The organism is Donghicola tyrosinivorans (assembly GCF_003003355.1).
Classification (GTDB): domain Bacteria; phylum Pseudomonadota; class Alphaproteobacteria; order Rhodobacterales; family Rhodobacteraceae; genus Donghicola; species Donghicola tyrosinivorans.
In genome coordinates this window covers 160,565-181,406 of the sequence record NZ_PVTQ01000009.1, presented here as the reverse complement: position 1 = coordinate 181,406, position 20,842 = coordinate 160,565, and the positions used below count along the sequence as shown (strand labels likewise).

The 20,842-nt window shown below is 58.7% G+C and carries 17 protein-coding genes and 1 tRNA gene; 2 read left to right on the top strand and 16 right to left on the bottom strand.

Going from position 1 to position 20,842, the window contains the following annotated elements; all coding sequences use genetic code 11:
- Window positions 1-16 precede the first annotated feature (16 nt).
- The 11 genes from CLV74_RS13905 to glpD all read right to left on the bottom strand — a co-directional run bounded on the left by CLV74_RS13905 (window position 17) and on the right by glpD (window position 14,781).
- The gene (locus CLV74_RS13905; protein ID WP_170108056.1) at window positions 17-1,810 is read right to left on the bottom strand and encodes a PAS domain-containing sensor histidine kinase; all 1,794 of its coding nucleotides are present in this window, start codon (window positions 1,808-1,810) and stop codon (window positions 17-19) included.
- Between the two features lie 556 nt (window positions 1,811-2,366).
- Window positions 2,367-4,142, bottom strand: coding sequence for a methyl-accepting chemotaxis protein (locus CLV74_RS13900; protein WP_106265810.1), 1,776 nt, complete (start codon window positions 4,140-4,142; stop codon window positions 2,367-2,369).
- Window positions 4,143-4,404: 262 nt separating this feature from the next.
- Window positions 4,405-5,556, bottom strand: coding sequence for an iron-containing alcohol dehydrogenase (locus CLV74_RS13895; protein ID WP_170108058.1), 1,152 nt, complete (start codon window positions 5,554-5,556; stop codon window positions 4,405-4,407).
- Entirely contained in the window at window positions 5,553-7,043 is a 1,491-nt protein-coding gene (gene glpK / locus CLV74_RS13890; protein WP_106265806.1) for a glycerol kinase GlpK, read from the bottom strand. The genes CLV74_RS13895 and glpK overlap by 4 nt, the downstream gene beginning before the upstream one ends.
- A 113-nt stretch (window positions 7,044-7,156) precedes the next feature.
- Complete coding sequence (locus CLV74_RS13885) at window positions 7,157-8,878, bottom strand: ABC transporter substrate-binding protein (protein WP_106265804.1); 1,722 nt, start codon at window positions 8,876-8,878, stop codon at window positions 7,157-7,159.
- A 72-nt stretch (window positions 8,879-8,950) separates the two neighbouring features.
- On the bottom strand, window positions 8,951-9,223 hold the full coding sequence (locus tag CLV74_RS13880) for a DUF2160 domain-containing protein (protein WP_106265802.1): 273 nt from the start codon (window positions 9,221-9,223) through the stop codon (window positions 8,951-8,953).
- A 24-nt stretch (window positions 9,224-9,247) separates the two neighbouring features.
- Complete coding sequence (locus tag CLV74_RS13875) at window positions 9,248-10,099, bottom strand: carbohydrate ABC transporter permease (RefSeq protein ID WP_106265799.1); 852 nt, start codon at window positions 10,097-10,099, stop codon at window positions 9,248-9,250.
- Window positions 10,100-10,103: 4 nt separating this feature from the next.
- The gene (locus tag CLV74_RS13870; RefSeq protein ID WP_106265797.1) at window positions 10,104-10,973 is read right to left on the bottom strand and encodes a carbohydrate ABC transporter permease; all 870 of its coding nucleotides are present in this window, start codon (window positions 10,971-10,973) and stop codon (window positions 10,104-10,106) included.
- On the bottom strand, window positions 10,973-12,049 hold the full coding sequence (locus tag CLV74_RS13865; protein ID WP_106265795.1) for an ABC transporter ATP-binding protein: 1,077 nt from the start codon (window positions 12,047-12,049) through the stop codon (window positions 10,973-10,975). The genes CLV74_RS13870 and CLV74_RS13865 overlap by 1 nt, the downstream gene beginning before the upstream one ends.
- Before the next feature lie 12 nt (window positions 12,050-12,061).
- Window positions 12,062-13,150: an ABC transporter ATP-binding protein gene (locus CLV74_RS13860; protein ID WP_106265793.1), complete on the bottom strand. Its 1,089-nt coding sequence runs from the start codon at window positions 13,148-13,150 to the stop codon at window positions 12,062-12,064.
- 26 nt (window positions 13,151-13,176) lie between these two features.
- Window positions 13,177-14,781, bottom strand: coding sequence for a glycerol-3-phosphate dehydrogenase (glpD, locus tag CLV74_RS13855; RefSeq protein ID WP_106265791.1), 1,605 nt, complete (start codon window positions 14,779-14,781; stop codon window positions 13,177-13,179).
- Window positions 14,782-15,064: 283 nt separating this feature from the next.
- Between glpD and CLV74_RS13850 the strand changes: the two genes are divergently transcribed.
- Entirely contained in the window at window positions 15,065-15,826 is a 762-nt protein-coding gene (locus CLV74_RS13850) for a DeoR/GlpR family DNA-binding transcription regulator (RefSeq protein WP_106265872.1), read from the top strand.
- A 52-nt stretch (window positions 15,827-15,878) separates the two neighbouring features.
- Here the strand turns inward: CLV74_RS13850 and CLV74_RS13845 are convergent, their stop codons facing one another.
- From CLV74_RS13845 to CLV74_RS13830, 4 genes are all read right to left on the bottom strand, one after another.
- Window positions 15,879-16,922: a calcium-binding protein gene (locus tag CLV74_RS13845; protein ID WP_106265788.1), complete on the bottom strand. Its 1,044-nt coding sequence runs from the start codon at window positions 16,920-16,922 to the stop codon at window positions 15,879-15,881.
- Between the two features lie 281 nt (window positions 16,923-17,203).
- A tRNA-Met gene (locus CLV74_RS13840) sits at window positions 17,204-17,280 on the bottom strand.
- A gap of 181 nt (window positions 17,281-17,461) precedes the next feature.
- The gene (locus CLV74_RS13835) at window positions 17,462-18,652 is read right to left on the bottom strand and encodes an acetyl-CoA C-acyltransferase (RefSeq protein WP_106265786.1); all 1,191 of its coding nucleotides are present in this window, start codon (window positions 18,650-18,652) and stop codon (window positions 17,462-17,464) included.
- A 15-nt stretch (window positions 18,653-18,667) separates the two neighbouring features.
- Window positions 18,668-19,435, bottom strand: a complete 768-nt coding sequence (locus tag CLV74_RS13830) for a 3-hydroxyacyl-CoA dehydrogenase (protein WP_106265784.1) — start codon at window positions 19,433-19,435, stop codon at window positions 18,668-18,670.
- Between the two features lie 118 nt (window positions 19,436-19,553).
- Here CLV74_RS13830 and CLV74_RS13825 point away from each other — a divergent pair, with 118 nt between their 5' ends.
- Window positions 19,554-20,513, top strand: coding sequence for an AraC family transcriptional regulator (locus CLV74_RS13825; protein ID WP_106265782.1), 960 nt, complete (start codon window positions 19,554-19,556; stop codon window positions 20,511-20,513).
- A gap of 63 nt (window positions 20,514-20,576) precedes the next feature.
- On the opposite strand, the gene rpsU is transcribed toward CLV74_RS13825, so the two are convergent.
- Complete coding sequence (rpsU, locus tag CLV74_RS13820; protein WP_106265779.1) at window positions 20,577-20,780, bottom strand: 30S ribosomal protein S21; 204 nt, start codon at window positions 20,778-20,780, stop codon at window positions 20,577-20,579.
- Window positions 20,781-20,842 lie beyond the last annotated feature (62 nt).

Here is a 20,842-nt window from a genome sequence, read left to right as displayed (position 1 = left end):
ACAGGCGACAGAACAATCAGCCGATCAATTTGCTGGCTGACGCCCCCTTAGCCGACGTGTGCAACTGGACCACGCGGCCCGTTTCTTTTGAGATCGGAAAGCAAAAGCTTACGGCAATCTGCGTTCCCACCCCTTTTCTGGAATTCACATCAATCGATCCATCCATCAGCGCCACCAATCGCGCCACGATGGACAGCCCAAGACCCGCCCCCCCTTTTGCGCGGCGGCCCTCATTCTTGCCCTGCGTAAAGGGCGCGAACATTTTAGCGACCTGATCTTCTTCGATCCCGATACCGTTGTCTGCGACCAGCAAAGCAACCTCAATCATATCATCGGTGCGACGGTGGCTTTTGATCGAGACGCGGACCTCGCCCTTGTGATCCAGACGGGCGCTGAATTTCACCGCGTTGCCAATCAGATTGATCAGAACTTGCCGGATGCGCAGGGCATCCGCCTGAATGGCTGGCAAGGTGTCATCACATTCAGTGATCAATTCAACGCCGGCTTCATCCGCACTCCAATGCAAGACGTCCACCACGTCGCGCAGGGCATCGCATAGCTTCATCGGCTCGGGCGACAGGGACAGTTGCTCGGCCTCCAGACGGGAATAGTCCAGAATGTCATCGATGATCGACAACAAATGACCCGTCGAGCGCTGTGCGCTGTGCAGAACTTTCCGCCCGCCGATATCCTTCACATGTTCTTCCACGAACCGCAGCGCCGCGCTGACGCTGGCCACGGGCGAGCGTAATTCATGGCTGATCATTGAAAGAAAAGCCGATTTGGCCCGCCCCGCGGCCTCGGCTTGACTGACCGCCGAGGTCAGTTCTTCTTCCTGCGCGTCCGCACCGGAATAATCATGAATGATTACAAGATATTCGGTCCGTGCATCCACCGTGCGGTAAGACCGGACCGAGACAAGGCAAGGCAGCATCGGCCCCTGATAGCGCCTCAAGAAGCAGCGATGTTCCTCGGCTGTATCCTCGGCCAGACTTCGCAGGACCCGCGCCCCTGGAAAGTTCAACAGTTGGTGCCGAACGTGAGGCTTGAGCATGGACGACAGATCAAGGCCGATCGCCTCTTCCATCGGGACGCCCAGAATGGATTTGCTGGCCTTGTTTACGCGCAAAATCCGCCCGTTTTCGTCAACAAGGGCATTGAGATCTCTGGTCGAATGCATGACCAAGTGCAGCAGTTGTTCCTGCTCTCTTTCGCGCATCCGCATGGCCCACAAAGTTGAGTAAAGCGACCCAAGCGTCGTCAAAAGCAAGACCGCCAGCACCAGTGAAGCAAGGCGCAAAGGCGTTTTATATCCCATGACGACCGAAATCGGGGCTTGCTTCAGATAGCCGAACCCCAACTCAGCATCCCAGCGCCAGACGCCGATTTTCTTGGTCCCATCTGCAAGCTCATATCCGTTAAAATCCTCGCCAGAGACGGACATCGGCATCAACGGAGAGTTGGACTCTGAGTGCAAAATGGATCCGCTCGGACTGAGACTGACCAGATGACCAAAGTGGTCAAAGCCAAGAATATCGTCACCATCGGCACTATCCGCTTGGCGGATGGGCGCGAAAAGGCGCTCGTACGGGGAAAGCCGCAGGGCAAACACCGCCATCACCTGACCTGCCTCGTCAAACACAGGTCCGAGCACGAAAAAGGTCAGATCACCAAAATCCGACGGGAGTACTTGCAGCACAACATCCGACGGCTGAAGCTTGCTTAGAACGATTTGGCCGTTCCAGGCTTTTTCCAGTGTCTCGGGCTGCAGGGTTAGTAGGTTCTGGCTGCCTAGGTTAATATCCCGCATTGAGGCCAGACTAGTGCCATCTTTGGCGATCAGGGAAATGCCCTGAATAAGGTGATTTTTGAACCAAGATTTAAAATGCTCGCGCAGTCTCTGCTGCGCATCAGACGCCACAAGCGATTCTTTGTCAGGCGGAACAAGTAAGATTTTCTGCGTTAGATCGACCAGGTAGGGGTCAGAAACGATTGCCGCCATTTCACTTCGGCGGCGTTCTTTCCAAGCGTGCAAAGCTTCCATCTCCGAGTCGATCTCGGCACGGAACTGACTACGAATGCTATTGGTAAAAGACCTTTCCAAATAAAGGTCTAAGGCCAAAATTCCCCCGATCATCAGAACGGCAGCCGTTAAATAAACGGTCAACTGTCGCGCATTGTATCCTTGGGGTTTAATCATTGGGACAGCCTTGGCTCAGAAGGAACACAAAAGGGCTAATCGAAAGATACCTATGTATTCACCTAAACTCAAAAAATATCAAGGCTAGGTCTGATGTTTTTGCAAAGGATGTCTGTCTGGGAAGGCAAAAAGGGCACCCGATCCATCAGGTGCCCTCTGTCTTTAATTAGAAGCTGCCAAAGCCGCGCGGGTCCATATCCCGATTTCCGCTGGCTTTAGGCTCTGACTTCGTGGGCGCACCCTGCCCACGCATCAAGAATGCCTCGAGCTCTCGCAAGCGATCAGGCGACAGGTTCTTCAGAATATCCGAAGCTCCCCCGGCAGGCTTGCGGACCTCGCGCAGTTGGAAGCGCGACATGGCCGATTGCACCGATTGGCAGGCCGAAGACATCTGCGTTGCCGCGGTCGCCAACTGGTCCGATTGGCTGGTGACACCAAGGCTGCTACGGGTCAGTTCGTTCACGGCCTGACTGATCTGGCTGACACCGCGCGACTGTTCGGCGCTGCCCACGCTGATGGTGTTCGTAAGCTCGTCGATCCGGGCGATGTCCGCACCGATCGAGGTGAACGACTCCTTCGTCTGATCCGCCAGGTCGACCCCCATGCGCACTTTGCGGCCAGCGCTGTCGATCAGCTCTGACGTTTCCTTCGCCGCTTGGGCCGAACGTCCTGCCAGATTGCGCACTTCTTGCGCCACAACGGCGAAACCGCGTCCGTGTTCACCCGCACGAGCGGCCTCAACCGCAGCGTTCAGGGCCAGCAGGTTGGTCTGGAAGGCAATCTCGTCGATGACCTTGATGATTTTGCTGATGTCGTCCGAGGCACTGCGGATGTCCTGCATCGCTTCGACCATTTCGGCCACTTTGTTCTGACCGTCCAGCGACACCGCGCGGGCAGCAGTCACAACTTCCGATGTCGACTTGCTGGCGTCCGCGTTGCTGCGCACCATAGCGTCGGTCTCTTCGGTGGTGGCCGAGATTTCCTCGATCGCCGAAGACTGCATCTGCGCGTTGGTGGCCAGTTCAGTGGCGGTTTCACTGACCTGAGTGATCGTTCCCGAAACCTGCCCCACCTCTTCACTGATCCCGCGAATGGTGGTGTTCAGGCCGTCATAGGCCCGGTCCAATGCCTCGACGATCCGCTTGAAACCGCCCTCATAGCGGTCACATTCGATGATCTTGTCCAGTTGCCCGTCCACGATGGCCTGCGACAGCTCTTCAATCTCATCAACCACTTCCAGAAACACACGACGGGCCTCCTCAACGGCGTCGGTGATAAAGGCACGCTCGCCGCCATATACGGGGAAGTCATGGGCAAAATCACCCCGCGCAAAGGCGCGCATAGCCGAGATGATGGTCTTCTTGGTCTCGATATGCTCGGTGATCATGCTGTTCACGTCGCGCGCGATGCCAGCATATTTCTCGTCCATACCGTCTTCGCTGATCCGTGCGGTGATCTCGTCGTTCTTGTGGGCACCAGCCATCTTCACGACGCCTTCGATCAGCAGTTCGGTCTGACGCTGGGTCTCGACCAACTCGGTATTGTCTTTCCACTCGACGAAGAAGGCCACCGGCTTGCCATCAGTGCCCATCTTGGGTGTCGCGCGGAAGTTCAGATGCTTGCCCCCGATGGTGAAGCCACCGTCATAGGGACGGACCAGATGGGCCAGCATACCGCGCTGGTGGCCGGGGTTCTTGTGGAACTGGTCGATAGACTTGTCCAGAACATCATCGGCGCGGAAATGGGGCAGATCCTTGCGAATGTCGTCTTCAATCGCCGCGAACATTTTCATCGCGGCCTTGTTGACGAAGCGGACCACCAGATCGGTGTCCGAGATCATGATCGGGTTAGACAGAATGTCTAAAGCAGTCCAGGCGTCGACGTCTTGCCAGTTAGAAACGACACGCTCATGGGCGTCCATTTTATCTGCAATCTTGGTCATGTTGGCACTTTCATCGGATTGGGTTGAGCGAGACCCGTTCGATACTGCGGAAAAACGAACTAAAGAGAGAACGGCATAATCAAAGGTACGACGGCTAGACCCTTCGATTTATCTCAGATGTGCCTTTTATCGTTTGCAGAAATACAAACGTGCCCTCTCTGATTTTCAAACAAAAGCAGTTGATTTAATTGAAAAAATTCTACGTCCGAAAGTGTGTGCGGTCAGATTGACGCAGGCTTTCAAGGGGTTGTGAGGCAGAGCTTCACGCGCAGAGGACCGTTTTCACCAATTTGGCCAGACGATCTGCAGGAACCACCACAGGGTTCCCCTTCATCGAGGACGAGACCGCAGCCCCGTTAGCGATGAAAATTTCATCGGTTTGTGAACCGCCCATGGTCGAAAAACGCGGAAGACCAGCATCTTCGATCCAGTTTTCCAGCGTCTCGAAGGCCAGATCAGGGCTGCCACCCATCGCATCAGCGATCCATTGACGGACCTCTTGCAGGCGATTTTCGGTGTCTAACGGCAGATCGGGCGCAGTCGCGTGATCCCGCAGAACAGGCACCAGAAAACGGCCGCAGATCAGCCCGTGGGGCCAACCGGTCACACCGCCAAGAATGCCCGCAACCCCATGCACGGCCCCGAGGCCCGCATTAGCAAGGGCAAGCCCTCCGTAAAGACTGCACAGGGCCATATCATCGCGGGACTGCGCGTCTTCGCCCTGCATCAAACGGTTTAGCGCCGACAGACCCCGCGGGATCGCGTCGCGGCACAGGGCATCGGTCAAAACCGTGGCTTTGCAGGACAGATAGGGTTCGATCACCTGCACCACCGCATCAAGGCCCGAGGCAAGTGTGACGCCGCGCGGACAGCCATCGGTCAGGGCCGGATCGACCACTGCCAGACGCGCCATCATGCGATCATCACGCAGCGAGACTTTACGGCTATGTTCGGGGATGCCGATGACAGCGTTCTTGGTAACCTCGGCCCCTGTGCCAGCGGTCGTTGGCACGGCGATGAACGGCAGCGGCGCGGCCTCTAGGGGTTTGCCCTCGCCCACCACTTCCAGATAGCGCATGGGATCGGCAGGCGCGGGGACCAGCGCGGCCAGCGCCTTGGCCAGATCAAGGACCGAGCCGCCCCCGACCCCGATCACCACATCCGCCCCCTGCCCGCGCACTTGCCCCAGAAGGTCCAAGACCAGCGGCAGATCGGGCTCGCCCTGTCCGTAAACCACTGTGACCGTGCAGCCCGCAACAGTTAGATCGGCGTGCAGGGTATCGGCCCAAACGGCCGAGCGTCCCCGCACCAACAGCACCCGCTGCCCCATTTTAACGGCAGCGGGGGCCACAAGGGCCGCTTTGCCGCGTCCGAATTCCAGTTTGGCGGGGGCAGTCAGGGAAAATTGCATCAGACACTCATCGTGGCGGTCACCGCGCGTTTCCACGCATCATACTTGGTGGCGCGGGTATCATCGTCCATGGCGGGGTCAAAGTGCTTTTCGACCGCCCAAGTCTTGGCAAAGTCTTCCATTGCCGGATAGACGCCCGCCTTCATCCCCGCCAGCCATGCGGCCCCAAGGGCTGTGGTTTCCAGCACGGTCGGGCGATCCACCGGCGCGCCGATGATGTCAGACAGGAATTGCATGGCCCAATCGTTGGCGCTCATCCCGCCATCAACGCGCAAGGTGCCCGCGCCGCCATTGGCGTCCTGCCAGTCGGCGGTCATCGCCTCCAGAAGATCGCGGGTCTGATAGCCGACGCTTTCCAACGCGGCTTTGGCGAATTCGGCGGGGCCAGAGTTGCGGGTCAGCCCGTAAACCGCCCCACGGCATTCGGCGTTCCAATAAGGCGCACCAAGACCGGTGAAGGCGGGCACAAGGATCACGTCCTGCGTCGCGTCGGCTTTTTCAGCCAGCGGCAGGGTTTCCGAGGCGCTGCGAATGATCTGCAAGCCGTCACGCAGCCACTGCACCACTGCCCCCGCAATAAAGATCGAGCCTTCCAGCGCATAGGTCGGCTTGCCATCCAACTGGTAGGCAATGGTGGTCAGCAGACGGTTGTTGGACCGAACCGGCGTCTCACCGGTGTTCAGCAGCGCAAAACAGCCCGTCCCATAGGTGGATTTCATCATACCGGGCTGAAAGCACGCCTGCCCCACAGTCGCAGCCTGCTGATCGCCTGCCACCCCAAGGATCGGGATTTCCTTGCTGAAGAGGTCCGCACGGGTCACGCCGAAATCGCTGGCGCAGTCCTGAACTGTTGGCAGCATCTCCATCGGAATGTCCATCAGATCGCAGATCGTCTTGGACCAGCGGCCCTTGCGGATATCATAGAGCAGCGTGCGCGCCGCGTTGGTGGCATCGGTCACATGGGATTTGCCGCCCGTCATCTTCCAGATCAGAAAGCTATCGACGGTTCCGAACAGCAACTCGCCATTCCGGGCACGGTCGCGGGCACCGTCCACATGATCCAAAATCCACTTCAGCTTGGTCCCCGAGAAATAGGGGTCCAGCAGCAGACCAGTCCGGTCGGTGAACATCTCTTCATGGCCAGCGGCCTTCAGTTCCTTACAGTAATCCGAGGTGCGGCGGTCCTGCCAGACGATGGCGTTATAGATCGGCTGGCCGGTCGTCTTGTCCCAAACCAGCGTGGTTTCGCGCTGGTTGGTAATGCCGATGGCAGCGATATCATTGGCGCTGATGCCCGCCCGTTCGATCACTTCGCGGGCGGTGCCTGCGGTGGTGGACCAGATATCGGCGGGATCGTGTTCCACCCAGCCGGACTGGGGGAAATGCTGGGGGAATTCTTCCTGCGCGGTCGCCTTCAGCTGCATCTTTTCATCAAACAGGATCGCCCGGCTGGACGTGGTGCCCTGATCGATTGCCAGAATATATGTCATCGCAAACCTCCTGTGACGCAGCGCGGCGGTGCAAATAGTTTCAAATTTTCAAGGGAGAGTACAAACAAGTCGGGCGGGGCCGCAATGTGCAGCCCCACCCTTCGGGAGTAATCTTACTTCCAGCTTGCGATCAGCTCGTCGTAGGCGACGGTCTTGGGTTCTTCGCGCTCGTTCTCAAGCTTGGCTTTGGGCGAGCCGGGCTGGCTGAGCCAGTATTCCGGATCCTGCTCTTCGTTCAGCTTGGGACCGTTGTCGCCCTGAACACCTGCACGCTCCAGACGCTCAAGCACTTTTTCCTGATCGGCGCAAAGCGCATCCAGAGCCTCTTGCGGGGTCTTGGCGCCCGACATTGCGTCGCCGATGTTCTGCCACCACAGCTGAGCCAGCTTGGGGTAGTCAGGAACGTTGGTACCGGTGGGCGACCACTGGACCCGTGCGGGCGAGCGGTAGAATTCCACCAGACCACCCAGCTTGGGTGCGCGCTCGGTGAAGCTGTCGTGGTTCACGGTCGACTCGCGGATGAAGGTCAGACCCACGTGGGCCTTCTTCACGTCTACGGTCTTCGAGGTCACGAACTGTGCATACAGCCATGCAGCCTTGGCGTTGTCGACGGGGGTGGACTGCATCAGGGTCCACGAACCCGCGTCCTGATAGCCAACCTTCATGCCCTCTTCCCAGTACACGCCGTGCGGGCTGGGGGCCATGCGCCACTTGGGCGTGCCGTCTTCGTTCATGACAGGCAGGCCTTCCTTGACCATGTCCGCGGTGAAGGCGGTGTACCAGAACATCTGCTGCGCGATCTCGCCCTGCGCGGGAACGGGACCGGCTTCGCCGAAGGTCATACCTGCCGCTGCGGGGGGCGAGTACTTTTGCAGCCACTCGATCGCTTTTGTCACCGCGTAGACAGCTGCCGCGTCGTTGGTTGCGCCGCCACGGGCTACGCACGAGCCGACAGGCTGGCTGTTTTCGTTAACGCGAATACCCCATTCGTCGACGGGCAGACCGTTGGGTTCACCCTTGTCGCCCATGCCAGCCATCGACATCCACGCGTCGGTGTAGCGCCAGCCAAGGCTGGGGTCTTTCTTGCCGTAGTCCATGTTGCCAAAGACGCTCTCGGGGCCGCCTGCGTAGGTCATATCGCGGCCGGTAAAGAACTCGGCGATGTCTTCATAGGCCGACCAGTTGACCGGAACACCCAGATCGTAGCCGTACTTTTCCTTGAAGTCCGCTTTGGTCTTTTCGTCATTGAACCAGTCGTAGCGGAACCAATAGAGGTTCGCGAACTGCTGGTCGGGCAGCTGGTACAGCTTGCCATCGGGGCCAGTGGTGAACTGGGTGCCGATAAAGTCCGCGATATCCAGACCGGGGTTGGTCACGTCAGCGCCTTCGCCTGCCATCCAGTCGGTCAGGTTGCGGGCCTGCTGATAGCGCCAGTGGGTGCCGATCAGGTCCGAGTCGTTGATGTAGCCATCATAGATGTTCTGACCCGACTGCATCTGGGTCTGCAGCTTTTCCACCACGTCGCCTTCGCCGATCAGGTCATGGGTGACCTTGATGCCGGTGATCGCGGTGAAGGCCGGAGCCAGCACTTTGGATTCGTATTCGTGGGTGGTGATGGTTTCCGACACCACCTTGATCTCCATGCCGGCAAACGGTTGCGCCGCATCGACGAACCACTGCATTTCGGCTTCCTGATCGGCGCGGCTCAGCGACGACAGTTCACCGATTTCGTCATCGAGAAACTTCTTGGCTGCGTCCATGTCCGCAAATGCGGGACCGGACAGCAACGTCAGCGCAATGCCAAGCGCTGTGGTCGATTTGAAAAACGGGTTCATAAGTTTCCTCCCTATATTGAACCGTTTCTACTGGTACGCCGGCGGTCATTGCCGCCAGCATGGCATCAGCCCTTAGACCCAGCGGAAGACCGCAAAGGCGTAAACAAGGCAGACACCAAGCGCATAGGGCTGATTGGCCCCCACCAAACCCAGCCAAGCCAGGTTGATAAAGGCCGAGCCCAGAAGCGTGATGAACAAGCGGTCACCACGCGTCGTCTCGATCCGCAGAACGCCGGTGCGGGGCGTTTCTGGGAATTTGATTGCCAGCACCGTGAAGGTGATCAGCAGGCAGGCGATAATCCCGAAGAATGCCGCTGTGGGCAGGGTCCAAGCCATCCAAGCCATTGTCAGAACTCCTCTTTCTTCGGGTTACACACGGCCCAGGGCAAAGCCCTTGGCGATGTAGTTGCGGACGAAGTAGATTACCAAAGCGCCCGGAACGATGGTCAGCACACCAGCGGCAGCCAGCACGCCCCAGTCCATCCCCGAGGCCGACACCGTGCGGGTCATGGTGGCGGCGATGGGCTTTGCCTCAACGCTGGTCAGGGTGCGCGACAACAGCAGTTCCACCCACGAGAACATGAAGCAGAAGAATGCAGCCACACCCACGCCACTGGCGATCAGGGGGGTGAAAATCTTGATGAAGAACCGGCCAAAGCTGTAGCCGTCGATATAGGCGGTCTCATCGATTTCCTTGGGCACGCCGCGCATGAAACCCTCCAGGATCCACACGGCCAGCGGCACGTTGAACAGGCAGTGCGCCAGCGCCACGGCGATATGCGTGTCGAACAGACCGACCGAGCTATAAAGCTGGAAGAACGGCAGCGCGAAGACGGCGGGCGGTGCCATGCGGTTTGTCAGCAGCCAGAAGAACAGATGCTTGTCGCCCATAAAGCTGTAGCGGCTGAACGCATAGGCCGCAGGCAGCGCCACCACGATACTGATCACCGTGTTCATCACCACATAAATCAGCGAGTTCACATAGCCCATGTACCAGCTGGGATCGGTAAGGATCGTCGCATAGTTCTGGAACGTCAGATCGCGGGGCCACAGGGAAAAGCTGCTGAGGATCTCCGTGTTGGTCTTCAGGCTCATGTTTATGAGCCAGTAGATCGGCAACAGCAGGAACAGCAGGTAAATGCCCATCACGATAGCACGGGTGTTCACCTTGACCGCAGCTTTGCTGCGGGCGGCGGATTGATTGACGGTCATATCGGCCATTGGATCAGCCCTCCCGCTTATCAAGGTTGGTCATGACGGTGTAGAACACCCATGAAATCAAGAGGATCACGAGGAAGTACATCAGCGAGAACGCCGCCGCCGGACCCAAGTCGAATTGCCCCAAAGCCATCTTCACAAGGTCGATCGACAGGAAGGTGGTTGCGTTGCCGGGGCCACCGCCAGTGACTACGAAGGGCTCGGTGTAGATCATGAAGCTGTCCATAAAGCGCAGCAGGATCGCGATCATCAGAACACCGGCCATCTTGGGCAGCTCGATATAGCGGAAGACGTTCCAGCGGCTGGCTTGGTCGATCTTCGCCGCCTGATAATAGGCGTCGGGGATCGATTGCAGACCGGCATAGGCTAGCAGCGCCACAAGCGAGGTCCAGTGCCAGACGTCCATCACGATGACGGTGATCCACGCCGCATAGAAATCCTGCGTGTAGTTGTAGCTGATGCCCAGTTTATCCAGCGTGTAGCCCAACAGGCCAATGTCCACGCGGCCAAAGATCTGCCAGATGGTGCCTACCACGTTCCACGGGATCAGCAGCGGCAGGGACATCAGCACCAGACAGAAGCTGGCCCAGAAACCCTTTTTCGGCATGTTGAGCGCCACGAAAATCCCCAGCGGAATTTCAATCGCCAGAATGATCGCCGAGAAGATCGCCTGACGGCCCAAGGCCGCCCACATGCGGTCGGATTCGATCAACTCTTCGAACCAGCTGAGGCCAGCCCAGAAGAAGACGTTGTTCCCGAAGGTATCCTGAAACGCATAGTTCACCACGGTCATCAGAGGGATCACCGCCGAGAATGCCACCAGCAGCAGCACCGGCAGAACTAGGAACCATGCCTTTTGGTTGACTGTCTTTTCCATCAGGCGGCCTCCCCCTTCACGCGCCAGTCATTGGCGTAGACATTGACGTGGGCGGGGTCGAAGCTGACGCGGTTCATGTCCGCGCTGATCGGGGTGCCCTCGTTCGCGATAATGTTGATGTCGCTGCCAAAGAACTCGGCGCGGATGATCTTGTGGCGGCCCACGTCCTCGATCCGGCGGATTTTCACGGGCAGACCATCGGTTTCCGACAGAGTGGCGAATTCGGGACGCACGCCGATTTCCACTTTGCCATCCAGCGGCGCATAGCCACGGCCAAGCTGCACATAGCTGCCGTTGATATAGGCCTTATCGCCATCCACCTTGGCGGGAATCACGTTCATCCCGGGCGAGCCGATGAAGTAGCCCACGAACGTATGCTCAGGGGTTTCAAACAGCTCTTCGGGCGTGCCGATCTGCACAACGCGGCCATCGTACATGACCACAACCTTATCCGCGAAGGTCAGTGCCTCGGTCTGGTCGTGGGTCACGTAGATCATGGTGTGACCGAATTCATGGTGCAGCTTTTTCAGCTGGGTGCGCAGTTCCCACTTCATGTGGGGGTCGATGACGGTGAGCGGCTCATCGAACAGCAGTGCATTCACGTCCTCACGGACCATGCCGCGACCAAGGCTGATCTTTTGCTTCGCATCGGCGGTCAGACCGCGTGCCTTGCGGCCCAGTTCATGCTCCATCCCGATCATCTTTGCGATCTGGTTCACGCGCTCTGCGATATAGGCGGGCTTTTCGCCGCGGTTCTTCAGCGGGAAGGCCAAGTTATCGCGGACGGTCATGGTGTCGTAGACCACGGGGAACTGGAACACCTGCGCGATGTTGCGCTCGGCGGTCGGGGCGTTGGTCACGTCTTTACCGTCGAACAGGATACGCCCCTGCGACGGGGTCAAGAGGCCCGAGATGATGTTCAGCAGCGTGGACTTGCCGCAACCCGAAGAGCCAAGCAGGGCATATGCCTCGCCGTCCACCCAATCGTGGTCCAGTTGCTTCAGGGCGAAATCGTCTTCGCTGGTGGGGTTGGGCAGGTAGGAGTGCGCCAGATTATCGAGGGTAATTTTTGCCATCTTTCCCGCTCCTTATGCAGCGACCGCGTAGGCCGCCGGGGCCACAAGCTGTCCGTTTTCGCCGAAGATGTAGACGTGGCTAGGGTCCAGATAGACATCCAGATCCGCGCCAAGGCTGAGGTTATGCACCCCATGCACCAGACCGACCCACTTTTCACCATGATGGTCCAGATGGACGAAGGTTTCAGAGCCCGTAAGTTCGGTCACTTCCAGACGGGTGGTGAACTTCATGGCGTCAGCGGTGTGCTTGCCGATTTCCACGTGGTTGGGACGGAATCCCGCGATGTAGCGGCCATCAGGCAGGTTCGCCAACGCGCCGGTGGCGGGGGTTTTCTGGCCCTTACCGAACATCAGAACATGGCCGGTCTTGCTGATCTGAAGGAAGTTCATCGGCGGATCGCTGAACACCCGCGCCGTGGTGGCGTCCACAGGCTGACGATAGACCGACGGCGTCAGACCGAACTGGGTCACGCGACCTTCCCACATGGTGGCGCAGTTCCCGCCAAGCAGCAGAGCCTCTTCGGGTTCGGTGGTCGCATAAACAAAGACGCTGCCGGATTCCTCAAAAATCTTGGGGATTTCAACGCGCAGTTCTTCGCGCAGCTTGTAGTCAAGGTTGGCCAGCGGCTCGTCCAGCAGCACAAGGCCCGCGTTCTTCACCAGCGCTCGCGCCAAGGCGCAACGCTGCTGCTGGCCGCCCGACAGCTCCAGCGGCTTGCGGCCAAGCATCGGGGTCAGCTTCATCAGATCGGCAGCCTCTTTCACAGCAGCGTCAATCTCTGCGGCAGTCTTGCCCATCAGTTTCAGCGGCGAGGCGATGTTGTCGTAGACGGTCATCGAGGGATAATTGATGAACTGCTGATAGACCATCGCAACCTGACGGTCCTGCACCCGCACGCCCGTCACATCCTGACCGTTCCACAGAATACGGCCCGAGGTCGGCACATCAAGGCCAGCCATCAGACGCATCAGCGAGGTCTTGCCCGACAAGGTCGGCCCCAACAGCACGTTCATCGTGCCGGGCTGCAAGACCAGATCGGTCGTATAAATATGGGTCTGGCCGTTCACGACCTTTTCGACCCGCTCCAAAGCGAGAGTCATACTTTCTCCTCCCTGTCGCTCCGCGCTTATTGCGCCGCTGCTGCGGCACCTTGCACGGTCGCGTCCTTCATCCACTGATCCAACGCCGCGACCTCATCGGCCGTCAGGCGCAGACCCAACTTGCTACGACGCCAGATGACGTCTTCGGCTGTTTGCGCGTATTCGCGTTCCATCAGCCATCGTACCTCAGCCTCTGTCAGGGTCGCGCCAAAGTCACGCCCCAGTTGTGCTACGTTCGTTACGTCACCCAAAACCTTTGACACCTCGGACCCATACGCGCGCATCAGGCGGCGGGCCCAGAACGGGGTCAGAAACGGGTATTTCCGTTGTAAATCAGCGATCATCGCCTCGACATCCGCGACGGCAAAGTCGCCGCCCGGCAAAGGGACACCAGCGGTCCACTTGGTCTTGGCCTGCGGAAATACCTCGGCGATATGCTCCATCGCGCTTTCGGCAAGGCGGCGATAAGTGGTGATCTTGCCACCAAAGACGTTCAGCACGGGCGCGCCGCCCTTGTCGTCCACCTTCAGCGTATAGTCCCGTGTGGCCGCCGTGGCGCTAGAGGCCCCGTCATCATACAGCGGACGCACGCCCGAGTAGGTCCACACGATATCATCGCGGCTGAGGCTCTGCTCGAAGTACTGGCTGGCGAAATCCAGCAGATAGTCTCGCTCTTCATCGGTGCAGACCGGCTTGACCGAGGGGTCATCGTGCTCTGCATCGGTGGTGCCGATCAGGGTAAAGTCCTGCTCATAGGGAATGGCAAAGATGATCCGTCCATCGGTCCCTTGGAAGAAGTAGCATTTGTCATGGTCGTAAAGCTTGCGCGTCACGATGTGACTGCCGCGAACCAGACGCACGCCCTCTTTGCTGTTCGAACGGATTTTCCCTTGAATGATATCGCCCACCCAAGGGCCTCCCGCATTCACCAGCATCTTGGCAAAGTGATCGCGCACCATGCCCGTGTGCATATCCTGCACCGTGACACGCCATTGGTCGCCTTCACGCGTGGCCGACAGAACCTTGGTGCGGGTCATGATCTCGGCACCGCGGGCCTCGGCGTCGCGGGCGTTCAGGACGACCAGACGGGAATCCTCGACCCAGCAATCGGAATATTCGTACGCCTTTTCAAAGCGATCCTGCAGCGGCGCACCCTCAGGGCCACGGGTCAGATCAACGGTGCTGGTGCCGGGCAGAATTTCACGGCCCCCAAGGTTGTCATACATAAACAGACCCAAGCGGATCAGCCACGCAGGGCGACGCCCTTTCATCCACGGCATAAACAAGTTCAAAAGGCGCGACGTGGGCGTCGAATTCTCGAACCGCATGTCCTTGTGGTAAGGCAGGACGAACCGCATGGGCCAGCTGATGTGCGGCATCGCCTTCAGCAGCACTTCGCGTTCGATCAGGGCTTCGCGGACAAGGCGAACCTCAAAATACTCCAGATAGCGCAGGCCACCGTGAAACAGTTTGGTCGAAGCAGAGGACGTTGCCGACGCCAGATCCCCCATCTCGGCCAGCGCAACCGTCAGGCCACGTCCGACCGCATCCCGCGCGATCCCGCAGCCGTTGATACCGCCACCAATAATGAAAAGGTCCGTTTGCGAACGGTTTCCTGACACAGAAGACACGCGGCCCTCCCTTTTGCCACAGCTTCGATTTGTCGCCACGCTACGCTTGAGTCGCTAAAAAGGAAAGCAAAAATGTTCGTTAATGTTCGTTTTCCTGTAAGCCATTGATCTGAAATGGATCAAGAAGAACCAATATGTTCTCTTACTTTCGTTTTTTCTGCACATGCGAAAGAATATCTCACAGGAATCGCTGCGCCTGCGGCAGATTTGCGCGAATTTTACGGTGAATCTTGAAAACCGAAAAAAACCGCGCATACTCGCCACGACCCATGGGGAGGAGACCATGTCGCAAACTTTACGCCATCCGGAAATTCTGGAGATCGCCCGCCGTGAAGGGAAAGTGACCGTCGAAGGGCTGGCCGCCCATTTCGGCGTGACCTTGCAAACCATTCGCCGCGATCTGACCGATCTGGCCGACGCCGGTCGATTGGAGCGGGTCCACGGGGGTGCGATCCTGAAATCGGGCACCTCAAATATCGGCTATGAAGAGCGGCGGTTTCTAAATCAGGACAGCAAACAGGCCATCGCCCGCGCCTGCGCCGCACGTATTCCGGAAAAATCCTCGATTTTTCTGAACATCGGCACCAGCACCGAGGCCGTGGCAACCGAATTGCTTCGCCATCGGGATATGATGGTGGTCACCAACAACCTGAATGTGGCGAATATTCTGGCCGAAAGCTCGGACTGTCAGGTGATTGTTGTGGGCGGCACACTGCGCCGATCCGACGGCGGGCTAACGGGCAGCTTAACCGTGCAGGCAATCCAGCAGTTCAAGTTCGACATCGCGGTCATCGGCTGCTCGGCGCTGGATGAGGACGGAGACATTCTGGACTTTGATATTCAAGAGGTCGGCGTCAGTCAGGCGATCTTGCGCCAGTCACGCAAGACCTTTCTGGTCTCGGACACCTCAAAGTTCCAGCGCAGCGCACCGGCGCGTATCGCGTCCTTGTCGGCGCTGGATGCGTTCTTTACCGATCATGCCCTGCCCCCCGCGCTGGCGCGAAAATGTCAGGATTGGGGAACCGAGGTCATCGTTGCGGAATAACGCAAACACCCGGCCAAGAATGGCCGGGTGCTGCAATGCTTCCTACGCCTGATTACAGGATCAAAACCGATGCATCAAAACCGTCTAGGGTGGCGCCTTCGAACAGGATTGCCATGTCGGCCGCCGCATCGCCGTCCACGTCAGCGCGCAGGATGACGTCTTCGCCCACCTGCTTGAACCAGACAGAATTCGCCGCGGCGTTGATCGAGAAGGCAAATGCATCATCTGCCTCGGTCGAGGTATCGGCATCAATCTGCGCCAGAGCTATCTTTGCAATATCTGTGTCAAAATCGCGGATCACGTCACGGCGGTTCGCACCAATGCCGCTTTCACCGATTGCTTTGTAGACAAAGGTGTCTGCACCCTGAGCAACCATGGTGTCCGCACCCCAGCCGCCAACGACACGGTCAGCACCAACGCCGCCTTTGATAAAGTCCTTGCCGGCACCACCAACAAGGAAATCACGTCCAATGCCGCCGTTCAGTACGTCGTTCTGAGCGCCACCATAGAGCTTGTCATTGCCGACATTGCCAAACAGCTTGTCTGCGCCTGCTTCGCCAAACAGCACATCATTGCCCGCCTGACCACGGATAACGTCTTTGCCTTCGCCACCGTAAACAGTGTCATCACCGCCTGCCGCAGAGACAGTGTCATTGCCAGCGCCCGCGCTAAAATTATCCACGGCGTCCGACAGCAGGAAGCTATCATCGCCCGAAAGAGCCTGCGCCATCAGCGCCAGATCATCCGCCGGAGATGGCGTCAAGGCGACTGCCACCAGATCGGCAACGTCCACCTGCATGTCCAGAATGCTCCAGTTCAGATTGACCGAAAGCGAGCTGACTTCGACCGTTGCCTCTAGGGCACCTTCAATGGTGCCGCTGACCAGGATGCCGTTCTGAACCACGAAATCAGAGCCTGCAAAGGCTGTGACATAGGTTTGACCGTCAGCCTCCCACTGAACTGCCAGAAAATCTGCATTCGGAAGCGAGTAGCTGAGCAGATCCGACGCGCTGTAATCGGTCACGATGTAGGAAACCAGGTTCCCCAAGTGGAGTGCTTCGTACGAAAAGCCGGTTGTTGAGGTAATAATGGCCATTTGTGCCTCGTAAGAAAGTTTGCGTTAAAGTTGTTTCAATAACTGAACTATCATTCTCAAGTTGTATCGTTAAGAGCTTTTATGCAATTTTGGCCATCACTTTTTTATACGGGTGCAAAAGCACCCGAATTGGCTCAAAGCAGGATACAAAGGCGCAAGGAAGCGGGGCGCGTTGATAAAACAGCGCCAAGGGCCTGCATGTCGAACTGGACTTCAGGGCCAAAAGTGACAGAAACAAACTGAGCGTCTGCCAGTGGATTCGTCAATTTGAGGGAGGATTATGGTAGCGGAGGAGGGACTTGAACCCCCGACACGCGGATTATGATTCCGCTGCTCTAACCAACTGAGCTACTCCGCCATAAGGTGTGGCTCATCTACGGTGTGGGGCGGGGGAGGTCAAGAACGAAAAATCAGGAAATCCGAAATTTCCGCAGATTTTTTCGATGTGATCTGAAAGCCCATTTCGGTAGTGTGTCGCGCTTGGGCGCACGGGGGCTCTGCCCCCGAACCCCCGAGGTATTTTCACCAAGATGAAACAGTTAGGTGAGCCGTTCGATCGCGATCGCCGTTGCCTCGCCCCCGCCGATGCAGAGTGAGGCAACCCCCCGTTTGAGGTCATGGGTTTGCAGGGCTGCGAGCAAGGTCACCATGATGCGGGCCCCTGAAGCGCCGATGGGGTGCCCCAATGCACAAGCGCCCCCGTGGATGTTGACCTTATCGTGCGGCAGATCGAGATCGCGCATGGCCGCCATGGCAACAACGGCGAATGCCTCGTTCACTTCGAAAAGATCCACATCCTTGAGAGCCCAGCCGGTCTTGGCAGAAAGTTTCTCCATGGCGCCAATGGGTGCGGTCGGGAAGAGGCTTGGCTGGTGGGCGTGAGTGGTATGGCCCGTGATCCGCGCAAGTGGGGTGAGACCTTGGGCCAGCGCCTGACTTTCACGCATCAGCACCAGTGCTGCCGCGCCGTCCGAGATCGAGGAGGCGTTGGCTGCCGTCACGGTGCCGTCCTTTGCAAAGGCCGGACGCAGGGTCGGGATTTTGTCCAGACGGGCTTTGCCGGGCTGCTCATCGATGCTGATGACAGTATCGCCTTTGCGGGTCGAGACGGTGACAGGTGTGATCTGATCGGTGAAATAGCCTTCTGCGATGGCCGCCTGGGCCCGTTTGAGCGAGGTGATGGCATAGTCATCCTGCTGTTCGCGGGTGAAGCCGTAGGACTGGGCGCATTCCTCGGCAAAGGTGCCCATGAGGCGGCCTTTGTCATAAGCGTCTTCCAGCCCGTCGAGAAACATATGGTCCAGAACAGCGCCATGGCCCATGCGGTAGCCGCCCCGCGCCTTTGGCAGCAGGTATGGCGCGTTGGACATGTTTTCCATACCGCCGGCAACGACCGCTGTGGCGCTGCCCGCCAGCAAGAGATCGTGGCCCAGCATCGCCGCCTTCATCCCCGAACCGCACATTTTATTCACCGTGGTCGCCCCAGCCGCAAGGGGCAAGCCCCCTGCCAGAGCAGCCTGCCGCGCGGGCGCTTGTCCCTGACCTGCGGGTAGGACGCAGCCCATGATGACCTCTTCGATGGCCTCGGGCGCGAGTTGCGCGCACTGGACTGCGGCGCGAATTGCCTCGCCTCCCAGAGCGCTGGCTGCGACTCCGTCGAAGTCCCCTTGAAAGCCGCCCATGGGCGTGCGGGCCATGCCGACGATGACAACCGGATCTATTGCTGACATCTTTGCCTCCTCTTCTTACCGCGGTGCCATGCGCAGGGCGCCGTCCAGACGGATCACCTCGCCGTTCAGCATCGTGTTTTCACATATATGGCGCACGAGGGCGGCGTATTCTGCCGGCTTCCCAAGGCGCGACGGGAACGGCACCGATGCCCCGAGCGAGTCCTGAACGTCTTGGGGCAAGCCTGCCATCATTGGCGTCTCAAAGATACCAGGTGCGATGGTGACCACGCGCACTCCGTGGCGGGCCAATTCGCGGGCCGCAGGCAGGGTCAGCGCCGCAACGCCCCCTTTGGACGCCGCGTATGCCGCCTGTCCGATTTGTCCGTCAAAGGCGGCGATCGAGGCAGTGTTGATGATCACACCGCGCTCTCCGTCGGGGCCGGGGGCCGCTTTGACCATCGCGTCAGCGGCAAGGCGCAGCATGTTGAAGGTGCCGATAAGGTTGATCTGAATAGCGCGGGAAAAGCTGTCCAGATCGTGGGGGCCCTCGCGGCCAGAGATCTTTTCGCCGGGCGCAACACCGGCGCAGTTCACCAAACCGTCCAGCCGACCGAAAGCATTAAGGGCAGCGTCGATTGCCGCCTGCCCGTCGGTGGCGCTGGTCACATCCGTGCGGCAAAAGACGGCGCCCTGCCCCAATGCCTCGGCCTGCGCCACGCCTGCTGCCTCATTAACGTCTGCGATTAGCACCTTGGCACCTGCGCCCACCAGCATTGTCGCCACGGCCGCCCCAAGGCCCGAACCTGCGCCTGTGACCACAAAGGCCTTTTCTGAAATATCCATGTTGTCCTCCGTCACCGCGCCTCCCGCGCGGGTTTGCGCGCAGACTAGCCGTTGGAAGGTGGCAAGCAATGACATCAATTGACTTGAATGATGATCGGAAATGCCATGTTGTGTGGCAATGGAGACACCTCATATCTCTGCCGAGTTTATCGAAGATGCCCTGTCCTGCCTGCGCAGCGCCAGTCATGACCCTGCGCCTTTGTTGCAAGGGCTGGATGTCAGCAAACCGGTCTCGGCCCAGATCTACGGCCAGCTCTGGTGGCACATTGCGCAAGTGATGCAGGATGAATTCTTTGGTCTGGGCGCGCGGCCCATGCGGCCCGGCAGCTTTGCCTTGATGTGTCAGGCGACGGTCGGGGCAGCCAATTTGCGGCAAGCGTTACAACGGGCGCTGCGGTTTTTGACTGTTGTGCTGGACCATCCGGCGGGGGCGCTGACCGTGCAACAGGGCGAGGCGGTGATTACCCTGACCGACACCCACCCGCGCAGTGCCTTTGCCTACCGCACATACTGGCTGATCCTAATGGGGGTCGCGTGCTGGCTGGTGGGGCGACGCCTGCCCTTGATGCGCTTGGATTTTGCTTGCCCAGCGCCAGTGGACCGCAGCGAGTACGGCCAGTTCTTCGGAGCGCCAGTGAAGTTCAACGCTGACGCCACGCGGCTGGTGCTGGATGCCCGCCATCTGTCCTTGCCCTGTGTTCAAGATGAGAGCAGCCTGAATCTCTTTCTGAGAAAAGCGCCCGCAAATATTCTGATCCGCTTTCGACATGATCAGGAAACCGCTGCCCGCGTCCGGCAACACCTTGCAGGCATGGCAGCAGAGGACTGGCCGGACTTTGATGCGCTGGCGAATTCCCTGAAAACCTCGCCCGCCACTTTGCGCAGACGCCTTCGGGCGGAAGGGCAAAGCTATCTGGCGATCAAGGATGATCTGCGGCGCAAGCGTGCGCGGCGGATGCTGGAGGACCCGAACCAAACCGTCGCCCAGATCGCGGCCACCTTGGGCTATTCCGAACCCAGCGCATTTTTCCGCGCCTATCGAAAATGGACGGGCACCAGCCCGCGCAAGCGGATTTAGGGCAAAACAAAACCCCCGTGGCGCAGCCTCGGGGGTTCCAGACACTTTTCAGTGGCGAATGTCTTAGAGACCTTCGCGCTGGGCCTTCTTACGCGCCAATTTACGGGCACGGCGAATCGCTTCGGCCTTCTCACGAGCCTTCTTTACAGAGGGCTTCTCGAAGTGCTGCCGTAGCTTCATCTCACGGAATACGCCTTCACGCTGAAGCTTCTTTTTCAGGGCACGAAGCGCCTGATCAACATTGTTATCGCGAACACTGACCTGCATAGTGGTGTCACCACCTTTCTAGTCTAAAGTTTCGATGCATTGCAGGAAGTGGCCATATAGCA